We start from the raw sequence: 16,318 nt of genomic DNA on the forward strand, positions 1-16,318 counted from the left end.
CGAAAGTTCGCACAAACACACAAACTATCGCATACCCAATTTGCTGAAGCGTCGAAAGACGGTTCGGTACCCGAATTTCTTGACGACCATAGAGCATTGGAACCACCTGATCCCATCCCGAACTCAGAAGTGAAACGATGCATCGCCGATGGTAGTGTGGGGTTTCCCCATGTGAGAGTAGGTCATCGTCAAGATTAAATTCCGAAACCCCTATCTGCGTATGCAGGTAGGGGTTTTGTCTTTAGAGTAGAAGTATCAAGAATTCGTTGGAACGTCTCTACAGACGGACCTACATACAGAATTTCTTGACGACCATAGAGCATTGGAACCACCTGATCCCATCCCGAACTCAGAAGTGAAACGATGCATCGCCGATGGTAGTGTGGGGTTTCCCCATGTGAGAGTAGGTCATCGTCAAGATTAAATTCCGAAACCCCTATCTGCGTATGCAGGTAGGGGTTTTGTCGTTCTGCACCAGCCAAAAACCAGAAACACAAAAAACCAGCCCCTGGTTCAGAGACTGGCTTTGCAGCAGCAACCTGGCTCAGCGTCGCTAAGATTTAGCAGAAGTTACCGGCTGGCAAATAAAGCAATCCAAGCTTTAAGCAAACAGCTTCAGCACATTATTCATCGCATCATCGGCAAAGCCCTGAACGAAGTCCTTGAACCCGGGCAGTGCCTCAGCGCCACCCTGAGCAGGTTCAGCCATGATCGTCCAGGTGGCCCGCGATTTGCCCACTCCCAATGATTCCACGGTCATAGCCGCCCACAAATTGGCCACGCCCAAGGTGTTGTAAATCGTGGTCCAAGTCATGCTCAGGGCGTGATCGTCTCGGGAGTTGAGTTGTTCGACTACCAGATTGCCGTCCCTGAAAATCTTCTTGCGCAGGGACGACACGCCCTCGCCGGTCATCTCGATGTGCGACAGCGCCGGAATGAATTGATCGAAGCCGGCAAAGTTGCCGACCACAGCCCAGACTTGCGCAGCATCGGCCAGTACTTCCACCGAAGACACGACCTGGCAGCCTTGCGGGTTTTTGATCAAGGTATCGGGTTGCAGAGTGTTCATGGTTTTGCTCCGTTCTTGGTTGGGATGAATCAGATGAAATTAATGTCTTTGAGGTAGTCGCAACCGCGTCGCAGTAGCGCCGGGGACTTTTCCGGGTAGCGCGCGCCCATTTGCCGGACGCCGGCTTTGGCGTTGTCATGACCGATCATGGAGATGTCGCCTATGTCTTCCTCGAAGCCGTTGAGGTAGAAACCCACCACCCCGAACAGCGCGTTGTCGCTGTCGACTCGGCCCAGTTGCTGCTGCCAGTCGGTGACACTGACCAAGGAAAATTCGCGACCTGCTTCGCGAAAGGACGCAACGTAGGTGCCCCAATCCAAGGGTTCGGGGTTGTGCAGGTTGAACACCGACCTTTCCGGCTCATAACGTCCGGCATGAAAGGCAATAAAGCGGGCAAGGAAATCCACCGGCATCAGGTCGAAATTCAACGTGAACTCCGGTACCTGCCCAAGCTGGATCGAACCTTTGAGCATCAGCATCAAACGGTTCTTGTGCGGTTGGCACACTCCCGAGAGGCTATTGAAACTGATGTTGCCAGGGCGATAGAGATTGACCTGCACGCCGCGTTCCCGGGCACGTTCGAGGATCCGCTCGCCGACCCACTTGGACAGGTTGTAGCCGTTCTTGATGTAGATCGGTGGGGTCGGCGCGGCGGGTAACTCAAGTACCCGACCTTCGGTGGAAATCGTGCTGGAGGCCGAGAGCGTCGAGACGAAGTTGAATATTTTTTTGCTGCGTCCTTCGCAAAGGCGCAGACACTCGAAAATCGGCTCGACGTTGTCCCGCGTCAGCGACTCATAATCGAGTACGTGATTGACGTTGGCAGCGTTGTGCACCAGTACACCGAAATCTCGATCCAAACGCTCGTACACATCCGTAGTCAGCCCCAGCGCCGGGCGGGCGATATCGGCTGCATAGACCCGGACCCGACTCAGATCCAGATGCTCCAGCCGGTTTTCCCGTAACGCCAGGGCAAAGCGCTCGGCAGCCGATTGCCCTTCACTTTCGCGTACCAGGCACGCGATTTCACTGGCACCCGCGGCCAGCAGCGCTTCGACAATGTGCACACCAACAAAACTGTTGGCGCCGGTGATGATCACCTTGTGCACATCACCCATGCGGCTCGCGGGCAAAGGCTGCACATCCAGCGTGCGCTCGGCATCGACTATGGCTCGTTCGCTCAGCGCTTCTTCCGTGCCGGAGCCGCGTACCAGGGTCGCAAGTTTTTCGATGGTGGGGAGTTCGATGAAGCGGTTGATCGAAATGCTGCGGCCGAACTCTTCGCGTAGACGCAGAAGCATTCGCGACAGCAGGATCGAATGTCCTCCCAGGTTGAAGAAGCTTTCGTCAGTAGAAATATCGTGGATCGGCAATTCCAGCATTTCAGACCAGATCGCCAGAAGCCGCGTTTCATCGACGTTGGCAGGCAAGCGGCGAGGGGTGTTTTCGCTGATGCTGACCGGCATCTCCAGTAGTGCCTTGCGATCGACTTTGCCGTTACTGGCGTATGGCAGGCTCGGCAGTTCAGTCCAGGCGCAGGGCTGCATGTAGTCCGGCAGGTACTGCGCCGCATGGGCCTTCAATGCTTCGCGAGCGATACCGATGGGGTATCCCTGAGGTTGCGCAAGGAAAGCCAGTATTCGTCGATGGCTATCAATGACTACCGCCACCTGGCGGTACAGCTGGCTGTCGCGCAAGCAACGTTCAATCTCCTCCGGCTCGACCCGGAAACCGCGAATTTTCACCTGATTATCACGCCGCCCACACAGCTCGATCCCCTCAGCGGTCCACTTCGCCATGTCGCCAGTGCGATAGGCACGCAGGATCTGGCCGTCGGGCAGGTTCAGGGACAAATAGCGTTCGGCGGTCTGCTGCGGGTTATTCAGGTAACCCAGGCACACACCCGGCCCGACAATGTACAGCTCGCCAACGGTCTGCTCGGGCACTGGCTGCAAATCGTCATCGAGAATCAGCACTTGGCTATTGGCAATCGGCCCGCCGAGCGATCGATTGTTATCGCCGGCCTGCAGTCGCCTCGCGGTTATCAGTACCGTGGCTTCGGTTGGGCCATAGAGGTTGTAGAGCCTGCCCTGGCGGCTCAGCTGCTGAATGACCCAAGGTTCGCAGACATCGCCGCCGGTCATCACGTGCCCGAGGTCTTGCAGTTGTTCAAGCGGCAAAACGCTCAGCAAGGCTGGCGGCAAAAACGCGTGGCTCAGACGGTTGCGCCGGATCAGTTCAACCAGTTGTAGCGGGTCGCGACGCTGGTCATCACTGGGCACGATGAGTTCGGCGCCTTGGAGCAGGGTCGGGAAAATATCGATCAACGACGAATCGAAACCCAACGACGAAAACTGCAATACACGGCTGTTCTCGGTCAAATGGACATAATCGGCGTACCACGCGGTGAAGTGGGCGAGGTTGGCCTGGCTGAGTAGCACCCCTTTGGGGTGGCCGGTGGTGCCCGAGGTATAGAGCGCCATGCACGGTGCATCGAGCGCGGGGCGTTGGCGCATCAGCGGTTGATCAAGATCCACCTCATCGAAGTCGATACGGGTAATGTCGAGCCCTACGACTTCTGACGCGAGTGGATGCTGACCGTCATGCAGCAGCAACGCCGCGCCAGCGTCTGACAGAATGTACTGCTGACGTTGCAGCGGATGGCTTGGCTCCAGCGGCAGGTACACCGCACCGTGGCCCAGGATCGCCAGGATGCCCGCATACAGCGCGCTGCACCTGGGCAGGCAGATGCCGATCACCGGAGGCCCCTGATGTCCGGCCAGCAGCGGTTGTAAACGTTGGGCAATGGCGCGGCTAAGGTCATGCAATTGCCGGTAATCGAGGGCGGTGCCGGAAACAGTCAGTGCAGGGCAACCGGCCGACTGAATGAAGCGTTGTTCCAGGCGTTCAATCATCGGTGTCTGCGCCCGTTGTTGCAGGCGCGGCTCGGCGGTGGCATTGAGCCGGTGGACAAAGGCCAGGCGCTCGAGAAACATCAGGCTCTCCACGCTTTCGAAGTGCGCAGAAGTGACGGGCTCGGCGATCAGCCAATAGTCGGCGTCACGGGAATAGCGGCTGACCAGCAGCGCCACATGGTCCACCAGTTCCGCCACGGTTCGCAGACGCAATGCCTGGCCATTGCCCGAGGGCTCATCGGTTATCGACATCCGACTGATCAACGTCGAGCCGTGCATGCACAGCAAGTCCAGCGATGGCAATCCGCAAGCGCCCGGCAGGCTCACACCCAGTTGCAGCGTCAGTCGCGGCACATCGTTGAAGCCTCGAATCGGCAGCGTGGCATCGTCGATCAACAAATCCACAGACGTGGGTGCCGGTTCATCAATTGTTGTCACCCGGGACAGTGCATGGCCGTGTTTTTCGAGTTCCTGCGCCAGGTCGGTCAAGGCCCGGCTTTGTCCAACGAGCAGTATGTCCAGACGTCTCATGAGGGGCTCCACGTCAAATCAAGTAATCGCGCAAGGCGCTTTGCACGCACGGCGAATCCAGCAGCGAACTGCTGCGGAAGAACTGCACGATGTTGGCGACCAGCGGGTGATGGCGATTGATTGGAAAGGCCACTCCGGACACTTCATCCCTGAGGCTTTGCTGCACCCTGTCGTTGATCGGCAGGGCATCAATCAAGCGCAAATCGAAGGACCTCTGGATATCGTTGGTCAGGTAGTGGCCGATGAACACCGGCAGGATCTGCGCGATGCAGTGGCGATCGCCCTCGCTTGCGGTGTGCCAGTAGATGCGCACCATCCGTGACCAGAAACCGGAGTGCCGGCCTTCATCGAGCAAGTGATCCGCCATCAGGCCCTTGATCGATTGCTTGATCGTGTCGTCCTTGGCGAAGGCCGCCACATCGCCGGTCACGGTGTTTTCGGCGATGGCCACGCAGATCAGTTCCACGGCGCCACGCAGGTGCTGCGGCGCGAGTGCCACGGCCGCCGGTATAGCCCGGCTCAGCTCGATTTCGCCTGGCAGCTCGATGGGCCCGATGCCGGTCATGGCGATGGTCTGCTGCATGAAATCCATCGCCACCAAGGCGTGGTAATCCTCGTCCACGACCACCGTCATGGCGTCATAACGGCAGGCGAACGGGAAGGTCACGTCGAAGCGATTCTTGGCAATGTTGCGGGCGGTCTTGTCGACGATCTCTGTTTCGAAAATCACCACGTCGTTGATGAATTTGTAGAGCGTCTGCACCAGGGCAAAGTCGCGCAGCTGCGGGCACTCGCGCAGGAAAGTTTCACCGAGCACCAGCGGTTGGCGGCCCAGCGGATAGATCAGTTTGTCGTCGTTCTCCAGCACGCGACGCGGGCGTGTGCGAATGGTCGCGCGGCTTTCCCAGGCGTCGGCGAAGGATTGGTAGTCGGCGGCGTTCATGCGCTCACCTGCGCGCTGCGTTGGCTCATGCTCAGGCGCAGGCCGTCCCATAGCGCGATGCGGCTTTCCACGGCGGCGATTGCGCTGGCATACATGTCTTCTTCACGATGCGGATCGCCACCGATCAGTCGGTCGAGAAGTTTTTCCGCAGCCGGGCCGTGGTCTTCAGAATCGACCTCAATGTGCCGTTCGAGGTAGTAGCGAAAGGTGGGGGCTTGTTCAATGCCGATGCCCCAGTCGTCGAGAATGCGCTGGAACATCGGTGGAATGACGCTCTCGCGACCATGCAGGAACGCCGCCGCCACGCTGTGGTCCGGCGCATGCAGTGCGGTGTGCAACGTTTGGCGCACAAATCGCGCGGTCGCCGGATCGACCTCGACGCTTTGCAACGCCACGTCGTAATTCACCCCTTCTTGTTGCAGCGTTACGAAGCGCTCGATGGCGGCGGTATTGGCACCGACTTCGCGCATCGCATCCAGGTACAGCTCGAAGTGGCTGTAGTGACCGTGATCCGGACGCGCATTGGACTCTTCACCCAGCACGATCTCGTTGATCAATCGCGCTGCCTGCGGGTCCCTTGGGGGAAGCCAGGGCAAGTGGGTGCAAGTCAGTTCCTGCTGCAGCCGTTTGGTCAGTGACATGAAATCCCATACCGCAAACACATGGGTTTCCATGAAGCGCTGTAATACCGACAGTGAATGTATTTCGCGGAATATCGGGTGTGCAGCAAGTTCGGCTTTTTTCTGGACGAGACGGTCTTTAGTGGGTTTCATGGGTGAACCTCTAAATAGTCAAATGTGATGTATTAAAGCGTCGGCTGTTGAGTAAACTTTTCCGCTGGCGAGCGGGCGCCTCAAATGAATTGATGTGTTTTAGTTGTAATGCGATTGACGTGTTATTGCAGTACCGGCCATTGCTGGCTGACGGTGTGGAAAAATTAGTACATGAATTAAGACTTGAGCAAGTTATTTTTAAATGTTTTTAAAGTTAAACTTTCCTGGGTGTGAGTTGGCCCAATAAAGCTTTATATATAAGCTTTATTTAGGCGTAGTTACTCCTTCCTAGTTATATAAGTAAGAATTTAGATAAAGAGTGAATGCCTCACTCGAAGTAACTTTTTCTCGCAGATGATTGAGGTGATTTGAAAGGGGCGGAAGTTTGACGGGGGTGACACCGATTCTCCCTTTCCCGAGGCAGGCTCCTTCCGTACGTTCCTGGTGCGGGGACTGCGCCAGCGTTAGCACGCGTCCCCCGTTCATGGTTTGTTGTCGACCCAAGAGTGAGCGTAATGCAAGGCAGCCGCTATCACCGGCGTATGAGAGGCAGGGAGGGGGACGGGGGCGGGAAATTTGTAAGTGGATCGTGCAGCTTCAAGCGTGCCACTGGACCTGTGGCGCTATCGCCACAGGTCAACGGGCGTCATTTCGAGGTTTTGATGCGCTCAGCCTCAGGGCTGGCCAGGTAGCGAGTGATGACCTCGACCGCGCGATTGAGGTGATGTTCGAGCAGCGTCACCGATTTTTCGACATCCCGCTCTTCGGCAGCCCGCAGCAGTGCCCGGTGATCTTCCTGGGACAACTTGCCCAGGCCCATGGCTTCCAGATTGAAGCGCAGAAAGCGCTCTTCCTCGATCAACCCGTCTTCGACAAGCTTCAGCAGTCGACGGTTAGGGGCCTTGCTGTACAGCGACATGTGAAACAGGCGATTGAGTCGGCCGATTTCGGTGTAGTCCTGTTCTCTTTCCAGTTCGTCGATGTAGCGGTTTGCCTGTTCGATATCCGCGTCTTCAAGCAATGGAATCGATAACCTCAGCGCTTCGGACTCCAGCAGGATGCGCAGGGCATAGGTTTCCACGGCATCACCCTGGACCAGCGGGGCGACCACGGCGCCTTTATGGGCAGTCACGCTAAGCAATGCCTGGGCTTCGAGCTGGCGCAAAGCTTCGCGCACGGGCATGCGGCTAACGCCAAACAGGTCCGCCAGGTCTTGCTGACGCAGGGCTGCACCGCAGGGAATACGACCGTCGAGAATGGCCGCACGAAGGGTTTCTTCAATCACCGAACGTGCCAAGTGAGCGGGAATCGGCCCGTTGACCTTGATACTGCTCAGAGGGTTGGGCTTTTGTGTCACTACTACGCACCCTGATTGACTTATATTTTTGGATCCAACTGACACTAGTGGCGGCCTGGGGGGTTGTCAAACGCCCGACAAAGCGCCTTTCCCTCAGTTTAGCGTGCCGCCAGTGATCTCAGCGTGCCATTGTTTTTTACCGGGATAACCTACACCATCAACCGACTTCCATCTGACTACCCTGGATGCCTGGCATTGGCGGTACGTTTCCCGATTTCCCGGATGTTGCGCTGGCTGTGCGGCGCGTTGCTGCTGGCCGGCGTCCTGCTGGGCGGTGTGCAGGCCGATTGGGATTTTTCCTTGATCAGCGGCCGGGCGCGGGCATTGTACGGACCTTTGGGCGAAGGGCAGAAGCGCATTGATGATTGGCAACACTTATTGGCGACCCAGAAGCAGGTCAGCGAGCTGGAGCAGCTCAACGTAGTCAATCGCTTCTTCAACAAACAGCTGCGCTACGTCGAGGACATCGATCTGTGGCACCAGGTGGATTACTGGGAAACACCGATCGAAGCCCTGTGGAAAGGTGCGGGCGATTGCGAAGACTACGCGATCGCCAAGTATTTCAGCCTGCGCCATCTCGGCGTAGCCAGTGAAAAACTGCGCATCACCTACGTAAAGGCGCTGAGCTTGAATCGCGCGCACATGGTACTGACCTATTACTCAAGCCCGGACGCCATGCCGCTGGTGCTCGACAGCCTGATCGACACGATCAAGCCGGCCAGCCAACGAACGGATTTGCTGCCGGTCTACTCCTTCAACGCGGAGGGGTTGTGGTTACCGGGTGCCAAGGGCAATCAGAAGGTCGGTGACACCAAGCGCCTGTCCCGTTGGCAGGATGTACTGAAAAAAATGCAGGCCGAAGGATTCCCGGTCGAGACGACTAACTAGGAGCACGCGCTCAGATGTCTTTGTTCAAACAGCTGTTGATTGCTATCTGTCTGTTCCTGGTGGTCGCCTTCACCGGCAACTTCATGGTCAGCCTGGAGAGCTCGCGCGCCCAGTATGTCAACCAGTTGCGCTCCCACGCCCAGGACGCTGCGACAGCGCTGGCGCTGTCCCTGACACCTAACATCGACGACCCGGCGATGGTCGAGTTGTTGGTCAGTTCAATCTTTGACAGCGGCTACTACGCGAGCATCCGCGTGGTCGATCTGAAGACCGACCAGACCCTGGTTGAGCGCACGGGCATTCCGGCGGTCAACAACGTTCCGGACTGGTTCGTCAAAATGATCGGCCTGGAGCCCGCCGGTGGCGATGCGATCATCAGCCGCGGCTGGGAGCAGGCTGCACGGGTCGAGGTGGTCAGCCACCCGATGTTCGCGCTGGCCAAGTTGTGGCAGAGCGCGCTGGGCAGCCTGGGCTGGTTGCTGCTATGTGGTGCAGTCAGTGCGGTACTCGGCGCGCTGTTGCTGCGTCAGCAATTGAGACCGCTGGACTACATGGTCCAGCAATCCCACGCCATCGCCCGGCGGGAATTTCTCAGCCTGCCGGAGCTGCCGCGTACCCCTGAGCTTCGCCGGGTAGTGCAGGCCATGAACCAGATGGTCGAGAAGCTCAAGGCGTTGTTTCAGGAGCAGGCCGAGCGCAGTGAAAAACTACGGGTCGAGTCCTATCAGGACTCGTTGACCGGATTGGCCAACCGGCGTTACTTCGAAATGCAATTGAATGCGCGGGTGAGCAATCCGGAGCAGGCCAGTTCCGGTTATCTGCTGCTGTTGCGGGTTAAGGATCTGGCCGGTCTCAACCAGCGCCTCGGGGGCCAACGCACCGATGAAGTGCTCAAAGCCGTTGGCGAGCAATTGTCCCGTGAATGTGCGAAATACCCGGAAACCCAGAACCTGGTGACCCGTATCCGCGGGGGCGAGTTTGCCGTGTTGGCGCCGGGGTTGGTGCGCCAAGAAGCGCTGCAACTGGCAAAAAATCTCGACAATGCCTTGGCCAGCCTTCACGCCACTGGCGCCACTGATGTGGCAGCAGTGGCGTCAATTGGTCTGGCACCTTTTGCTCTCGGTGATTCACCGCAAGCCGTGCTCAGTCTCGGTGATCAGGCACTGTCGCAGGCCGAGGGCCAAGGCGAACAGAACTGGGCCTGCGTTGAACATCGTCTCTCGGCCAGCGTCGGCGACGATCATCACGCCTGGCATCGCATGCTTGATCAGGCACTGACTCTGCGGCGTTTCGAACTGTATTTCCAACCTGTAGTAGCCGCCCAGGACACCCAATTGGTACTGCATTACAAAGTGTTGTCACGACTGCACGACGAACAGGGCCAGGCCATTCCTGCCGGGCGTTTCCTGCCGTGGCTTGAGCGCTTTGGCTGGACTGCGAGGCTGGATCGGCTGATGCTCGAGCAGGTGCTGGAGCAAATGAGCGGGCATGAAGAGTCGCTGGCGCTGAACCTGTCGTCGTCTACTCTGGCCGACCCGCAGGCGCAAAACAAAATCTTCGAGATACTGCGAGCACATTCCAACCTCGGGCCGCGTCTGACCCTGGAGATCGGCGAAGAGCAATTGCCTGACCAAGCGGTGCTGGAGCAGTTGACCCGACGCCTTCGCGAACTCGGGTTCTCCCTGAGCCTGCAACGTTTCGGTGGCCGCTTCAGCATGATCGGCAACCTGGCACGGCTGGGGCTGGCGTACCTGAAGATCGATGGCAGCTACATTCGGTCGATCGATCTGGAGAGTGACAAGCGCCTGTTCATCGAGGCGATCCAGCGAGCGGCGCACAGCATTGATCTGCCACTGATTGCCGAGCGGGTCGAGACGCAGGGCGAGTTGTCGGTGATTCGCGAGATGGGGTTATACGGTGTGCAGGGCCAGTTGTTCGGCGAGCCCAAGCCCTGGAAGTAACGCTTTAGAGTGGCGTTGTCAGTCATGCTGTCTTCGCGGGCAAGCCCGCTCCCACAGGGATCAACGTTGAACACTGTGGGAGCTGGCAAGATCAGGGATCAGATCAGGCCGGTTTCTTCATCATCAATCAACTGGCTCAAGCCACCCAAGGCTTCACGGGCCTGGTTGCGGTCCATGAGCTTGGCCTGGGCCGCTGTCGGCAGGTCAGTGACGCGGATCACGCCTTTTTGGGTCAGCACCTGAATCAAGTCATCGAGTACCCGGATCATTTCCAGGTCGCTCTGCTTGAGCTGTTTGAGGCTGTTCTCCACCGCCGCGTTGGCAAACCAGGCCTGGATCTCATGATTGTCGGCCGGCAGCGTTTCCGTGGCCTCGGCATAGGCGGCGGGTTCCACGCGTACCAACAGGCCCTGCGCATCGCGTTGCACGTAAAACATTGAGCATCCCTCAGAATTGAACCAGCGTCATGCTGTCAGCAGCATAGGTCAACTGCACGCCAGTATGTGGCGAAGCGTCGAAATCGTCACCGGGCAGTGGACGCAAACGTGATGGCCGCCCCATCAGGAGCGGCCGTTTTCATGCATCAGCTGTTGTTGTGATCGATTTTGATGGTCGGGTCGCTACCGGCAATCAGGTTGTGCAGGTTCGCGCTGGACCAGTTGTTGCCCTCCAGCTTGATCGTCACGTCTGGCGTGGCGGCTGCGGCGTTGCCAGAGTTGAACTGGCCGGTCGAGCTGACCTGCAGCGACGACACGCCATCGACCGTGGTGATCTTCAGGAAGTTGTCGATCGTGCTGCCGCTTTCGCCCTGTAACAAATCGCGCAGGTCGATGCGGTCGCCTTCGCTGGCCTTGAAGTCCTTGATCACGTCGCTGCCGGTATCGCCTGCTTTCCAGACGAAGGTGTCGCCACCGGAACCACCGATCAGGATGTCATTGCCCTGGCCACCCATCAGCGTGTCGTTGCCGGTGCCGCCGAGCAGGATGTCATTGCCCTTGCCGCCGTCGAGGCTGTCATTGCCACCCGAGCCGAACAGGATGTCATTGCCTGCGCCGCCCAACAGACTGTCATCGCCGTCATGGGCACCGGACACATCGAACGCGGTGTAATGCTCGGTGATGTACTGGTGCACATTGCTGGTGGTGACTTTGCTGACGTCCACGCCGGTTTGCTGCGCCACGAAGGCTTGCATGGCCTGGTAGCCCTCGCCGGCAATGCCGTTGAAGCTCACCAGGTCGCCGAACAGGATGTCGTTGCCGTCGCCACCGCTGACGGTGTCGTTGCCCGGCATCGTCGCTTCGGTGTGGCCGATGATCGAGTTGGCCAGGTCCTTCGGATCGATGTTGGTTTGTGGCGACTTGTCCGAGTCGTAGGGCTTCAGGTCGTTTAGCGTTACCTCTTTGTTCAGGCCAATAGCCTCGACATTCGACAGGTTGCTCAGCAGGGTGAAGCTGCTGCCGGAGTTGCTGGTGGTCGACGAATCAGTGCTGTTACCGCTGCCGGCCAGGTTCGACAGCTCGTAGGTACCGTCGCCCTGGGCATGAATGGTGCCCAGATTGTCACTGCTCCAGTAGCCACCAAACCAGGAAGATTTGTACGTCTGCAGCGTGACCGAGCCGTCGCTGTCGATGGACAGTTTGTGAGTGCTGTCCAGCTGGGCGTTGTAGGTTTGCCCCAGTTTGTAATTGCTGGTGGTGATGACATCGTCGAGCTTCACGCCACCGAACAAGGTCGGGTTGGTCTGCTCACCGCTCTGGTAGTAGGTCGGTTTGCCGTCGGTGATGAAGTACGTGAGGTTCTTCGCCCCGGTGTTGGCCAGGGCATCGGCGCTCTGGAACGAGTTGGCCGTGGTTTTGAACACGTCCTCGTAGTTGGTGCCGCCACCGGAAACCATCGAGTCCAGCACGGCTTTGAGCAGGATCAAGGCATTCGGATCGTTGAGGTTGACCGACACCGACTTGTTGACCTGGTTATCGAAGTCCGCGAGGAAGATGTTCACGGTCCCCGAGTTGCTGCCCATGCTCTGCTTGAGGGTATTGAACACCGATGTCAGCGAGTCCTTGGCCGCGCTGATCGATGACGCACTCATACTGCCCGAGCTGTCGACCATGAAGGCGATGTTGTAGTTGGTGCCCGGCACCACGGTCAGGCCACCGATGTCGGCGACCATGATGTCGTTGCCGTCAGTGCCGACGAAATTGTCGTTTCCTGCGGTGGCCGTGATCGAGTTATAGCCTGCCGAGTTGATCGTGATCGGAATCTGGATCGTGCTGGTAGCCGAATCACCCTGACTCTCGGTCGAGACTGCCGTCACCGTCAGCGTGTTGGTACCGGTAGCGTACGGTGCCGGGGTGTAACTCAACTTGCTCACATCCCAACCGCTGAGGTTGACGATGCCGTTACCGGTTGTGCCGATAAAGGTGTGCGTGCCATCGGTCAGGGTCGCGCCTACCGGAATGCCGCCAATCGAGGTAATGGTCTGTGTTTCCGAGCCATCGGTGTCCACTGACGTGACCTTCAAGCCCAACGCGATGCTGCTGTTCTCGGCCACCTGAGTCGTGGTGGCGGAAACGATCGGTGTGTCCGCGACGGCGGTCACACTGAGGTCCAGTGTGGTGCTTGAACCGGTATTGGTGATGTAAGTCACCGTCGGAACCTTGCCACTCCAGTTGTCGGCAGGGGTAAAGGTGTAATCGCCGTTGGCGCCGAGCGTCAGCTTGCCTACGTTGGCAAGGGTGGCAGTCCCCCCCGCGTTGTACTCGATGCCATTAATGGTGAACTTGCTCACGCTCAGGATGTTGTCGACATCGCGGTCGTTGGTCAGCACGTTACCGGTGGCGATCTTGTCCTCAAGGGTGGTTTTGCTGTCAGCGGCCAGCACACTCGGGTCATCGACCGGCGTGACGCTGATGTTCAGGTTCGAGGTGACGTTGGGTCCCGAACCGTCAGTGACGGTGTAGGTAACGGTCGGCACGGTGCCGTTGTAGTTGGCGGCAGGCGTGAAGGTGTAGGCACCGTTGGCGCCGATCACCAAGGTACCGACATTAGCGATGGTCGCGGTCTGACCGGCGTTGAAAGTGCCCGCCACGCCGTCAATGGTGAAGCTGACCACGCTGACTGGGCCGTCGACGCTGCTGGTGCCGGTGAGAACGCTGCCTGTCAGGGCAGAGTCTTCTGGAGTGGAGACTGTTTCGCTGGCATCGGTAAAGTTGTCGTTAACCGGCGTGACGCTAATGTTCAGGGTCGAGGTGTCGTTCGGCCCCGAACCGTCGGTGACGGTGTAGGTAACGGTCGGTACCGCGCCGTTGTAGTTGGCGGCAGGCGTGAAGGTGTAGGCGCCGTTGGAGGCGATCACCAAAGTGCCGACGTTAGCGATGGTCGCTGTCTGGCCAGCGTTGAAAGTGCCCGCCACGCCTTCAATGGTGAAGCTGACCACGCTGACTGGGCCGTCGACGCTGCTGGTGCCAGTGAGAACGCTGCCTGTCAGGGCAGAGTCTTCCGGAGTCGATACGGTTTCGCTGGCATCGGTGAAGTTGTCGTTAACCGGCGTCACACTGATGTTCAGCGTCGAAGTGTCGTTAGGGCCCGAACCGTCGGTGACGGTGTAGGTGACGGTCGGTACCGCGCCGTTGTAGTTAGCGGCCGGGGTGAAGGTGTAGGCGCCGTTGGAGGCGATCACCAAAGTGCCGACGTTAGCGATGGTCGCGGTCTGACCGGCGTTGAAAGTGCCCGCCACGCCGTCAATGGTGAAGCTGACCACGCTAATCGGGCCATCGACGCTCGAAGTGCCGGTGAGAACGCTGCCGGTGAGGGCAGAGTCTTCCGGAGTGGAGACCGTTTCGTTGGCATCGGTGAAGTTGTCGTTGGCCGGCGTAACACTGATGTTCAGCGAGCTGCTCGAACCGGTGTTGGTGGTGTAGGTCACCTGTGGAACGTTGCCATTCCAGTCGGCAGCCGGCTTGAAGGTGTAGTCGCCATTGCTGGCAACGATCAGCGTACCGACACCGGCGATGGTTGCGGTCTGGCCTGCGGTGAAACTGCCGTTGACCCCGTTCACGCTGAACGTTGCGACGCTCAGGACATTATCGACATCGTGGTCGTTGATCAGCACGTTGCCGACGGCGTTGTGGTCTTCTTCGATGGTGATCCGGTCCGCCTGCAGCACGCTGGCGTCATCGACGGGAGCAACGTGCACCACCAGTGGCAGCGAAGTGCTCGCGCTTGGGGCATCGCCGTCTTTGGCGGTGGCCGTAACGGTCAGGGGAATGTCGCCATTGAAGTTCGTCGGCGGTGTCAGCTTGAGCGCGGCCAGGTTCCAGCCCGTAATGTCCACCGACGTCGAGCCATCGGCAGCATTGAAGGTATGGCTGCCATCGGTGAGTGTGGCGCCCGCCGGCAAGCCGCTCAGCGTGAGCGTGAGGGTTTCCGAGCCGTCGACGTCATTGGTGTGGGCCTGGATGGTGGACAACAGGATCGCGTTATCTTCAAGACCCGAGTTGAGCACCTGATTGACATTGATGTTGTCCAGCACGCCGCCCAGGCTGTTGCTGTCCCCGGCGCGGAACTCGAGTTTCTGGTTGCCATCGGCAGTGACCGGAACGTCGAAGCTGTAGTGCTGCATGCCAGTGGTTGAGCTGTTCAGCGTGCCAATGAGCTTGCCGCCCCAGTACACGTTGATCAGCGAATTATCGACGCCGGCACGCGGTGCATAATCGAACGACACGTTATAGGTGGTGCCGGACTTCGCATTGATCGTGGTGTAGAGGTTGCTCGTATCACCGGTATTGCGCTCAAGCTCGATGACCTGGTTATCGCCGCCGGCACCATAGACGCTGGCCTTGCCGATTTCGACCATGCCACCGGGATTGTCCGTGTGCCAGACGCCGTTACCGAGCTTGCTGACGTTGACGTCGCCATACGAACCCACAGCGACTTCCTGCAAGTCGGTCGAGGCAACCATGCCGCCACCGGTCAGCGACAGGCTCGGGGTATCGGTCACAGGTGCGACGACGATGGTGCCAGTCGCCGACGACCCGGAAGGCATGCCCCCATTGTCGGTCGCGCTGTAGGTGAAGTGGGTGGTACCACTCCAGTCGCCGGTGGGTTTGAAGTAAACCGTTGCGCCGTTGGCGGTTGCGGCGATCACGCTGCTGGTGGTCAACGCAATGGTCCCGGCCGCGTCAGCGTAAAAACTGCCATTGGCCGGCAGGCTGTTCAGGGTGAAGTGGTTGACGCTGCCGTCAATATCACTGCCGCCGAGTTGCACGGCGATCAAATGATCTTCATCACCCCTGGCAGAGGTGGAATTAACGGTCGGGGCGTCATTGACCGGGTTGACCGTAATGTCCAGCGTGCTGGTGGAGTGGGTGTTGGTGGTGTAGCTGATCTGAGGAACGGTGCCGTTCCAGTTTGCCGCCGGGGTGAAACTGTAATCGCCGTTGGTGGCGATCGTCACAGTACCCACACCGGTGATAGTCGCGACTTGACCCGCGGTAAAGGAGCCTGCGACGCCTTGTACGGTGAATGTCGCGACGCTCAGAACGTTATCGACATCGCTGTCATTGCCAAGCACGTTGCCGGTTGCAACGTGGTCCTCATCGACAGTCTTGGTATCGGCGCTCAGGACGCTCGGATCGTCGACCGGGGTGACGTTGATGGTCAAGGTCGAGGTGACATTGCTGCCCGAACCGTCGGTGACGGTGTAGGTCACGGTCGGCACTGCGCCGTTGTAATTGGCGTCCGGGGTGAAGGTGTAAGCGCCGTTGGCGCCGATCACCAGGGTGCCGACGTTGGCGATGGTGGCTGTGCTGCCAGCCTGGTACTGGGTGCCGTCCACTGTGAAATTAACCACGCTGACCGGGCCGTCAACGCTGCTGGTGCC

At 58.7% G+C, this 16,318-nt stretch carries 9 protein-coding genes and 2 rRNA genes; 4 read left to right on the forward strand and 7 right to left on the reverse strand.

Annotated features, from left to right (window positions below; translation table 11 throughout):
- Positions 1-78 precede the first annotated feature (78 nt).
- Positions 79-194, forward strand: a 5S ribosomal RNA gene (rrf, locus tag F7R06_RS30200).
- Positions 195-304: 110 nt separating this feature from the next.
- Positions 305-420 (forward strand): 5S ribosomal RNA (rrf, locus tag F7R06_RS30205).
- A 181-nt stretch (positions 421-601) separates the two neighbouring features.
- Here the strand turns inward: rrf (F7R06_RS30205) and F7R06_RS30210 are convergent.
- The 5 genes from F7R06_RS30210 to F7R06_RS30230 all read right to left on the reverse strand — a co-directional run bounded on the left by F7R06_RS30210 (position 602) and on the right by F7R06_RS30230 (position 7,588).
- Positions 602-1,069, reverse strand: a complete 468-nt coding sequence (locus F7R06_RS30210; RefSeq protein ID WP_090327657.1) for an SRPBCC family protein — start codon at positions 1,067-1,069, stop codon at positions 602-604.
- A gap of 29 nt (positions 1,070-1,098) precedes the next feature.
- Complete coding sequence (locus tag F7R06_RS30215) at positions 1,099-4,515, reverse strand: amino acid adenylation domain-containing protein (protein ID WP_090327660.1); 3,417 nt, start codon at positions 4,513-4,515, stop codon at positions 1,099-1,101.
- Between the two features lie 13 nt (positions 4,516-4,528).
- Positions 4,529-5,458, reverse strand: coding sequence for a diiron oxygenase (locus F7R06_RS30220; RefSeq protein ID WP_090327662.1), 930 nt, complete (start codon positions 5,456-5,458; stop codon positions 4,529-4,531).
- Positions 5,455-6,231: a DUF3050 domain-containing protein gene (locus tag F7R06_RS30225; RefSeq protein WP_090327665.1), complete on the reverse strand. Its 777-nt coding sequence runs from the start codon at positions 6,229-6,231 to the stop codon at positions 5,455-5,457. Before F7R06_RS30225 ends, F7R06_RS30220 begins: the two co-directional genes overlap by 4 nt.
- Before the next feature lie 646 nt (positions 6,232-6,877).
- Positions 6,878-7,588: a GntR family transcriptional regulator gene (locus F7R06_RS30230; RefSeq protein ID WP_090327667.1), complete on the reverse strand. Its 711-nt coding sequence runs from the start codon at positions 7,586-7,588 to the stop codon at positions 6,878-6,880.
- A 195-nt stretch (positions 7,589-7,783) separates the two neighbouring features.
- On the opposite strand from F7R06_RS30230, the gene lapG reads away from it, so the two are divergent.
- The gene (lapG, locus tag F7R06_RS30235) at positions 7,784-8,476 is read left to right on the forward strand and encodes a cysteine protease LapG (RefSeq protein ID WP_090327671.1); all 693 of its coding nucleotides are present in this window, start codon (positions 7,784-7,786) and stop codon (positions 8,474-8,476) included.
- A gap of 14 nt (positions 8,477-8,490) precedes the next feature.
- Positions 8,491-10,437 (forward strand): cyclic di-GMP receptor LapD, encoded by a 1,947-nt coding sequence (gene lapD, locus F7R06_RS30240; RefSeq protein WP_090327674.1) that lies wholly within the window; start codon positions 8,491-8,493, stop codon positions 10,435-10,437.
- Positions 10,438-10,535: 98 nt separating this feature from the next.
- Here lapD and F7R06_RS30245 read toward each other — a convergent pair whose 3' ends face one another.
- Together F7R06_RS30245 and F7R06_RS30250 are read right to left on the reverse strand one after the other, a co-directional pair.
- Positions 10,536-10,874, reverse strand: a complete 339-nt coding sequence (locus F7R06_RS30245; RefSeq protein ID WP_015092944.1) for a hypothetical protein — start codon at positions 10,872-10,874, stop codon at positions 10,536-10,538.
- A gap of 146 nt (positions 10,875-11,020) precedes the next feature.
- A partial coding sequence (locus F7R06_RS30250; protein ID WP_151149723.1) for a tandem-95 repeat protein occupies positions 11,021-16,318 on the reverse strand: 5,298 nt, incomplete at its 5' end.

Source organism: Pseudomonas moorei (assembly GCF_008801475.1).
Lineage (GTDB): Bacteria > Pseudomonadota > Gammaproteobacteria > Pseudomonadales > Pseudomonadaceae > Aquipseudomonas > Aquipseudomonas moorei.

Excerpts from the sequence above, each read along its gene's own strand:
- F7R06_RS30210 (WP_090327657.1), bottom strand. The coding sequence starts at position 1,069 with ATGAACACTCTGCAACCCGATACCTTGATCAAAAACCCGCAAGGCTGC.
- F7R06_RS30215 (WP_090327660.1), bottom strand. The coding sequence starts at position 4,515 with ATGAGACGTCTGGACATACTGCTCGTTGGACAAAGCCGGGCCTTGACC.
- F7R06_RS30220 (WP_090327662.1), bottom strand. The coding sequence starts at position 5,458 with ATGAACGCCGCCGACTACCAATCCTTCGCCGACGCCTGGGAAAGCCGC.
- F7R06_RS30225 (WP_090327665.1), bottom strand. The coding sequence starts at position 6,231 with ATGAAACCCACTAAAGACCGTCTCGTCCAGAAAAAAGCCGAACTTGCT.
- lapD (WP_090327674.1), top strand. The coding sequence starts at position 8,491 with ATGTCTTTGTTCAAACAGCTGTTGATTGCTATCTGTCTGTTCCTGGTG.
- F7R06_RS30245 (WP_015092944.1), bottom strand. The coding sequence starts at position 10,874 with ATGTTTTACGTGCAACGCGATGCGCAGGGCCTGTTGGTACGCGTGGAA.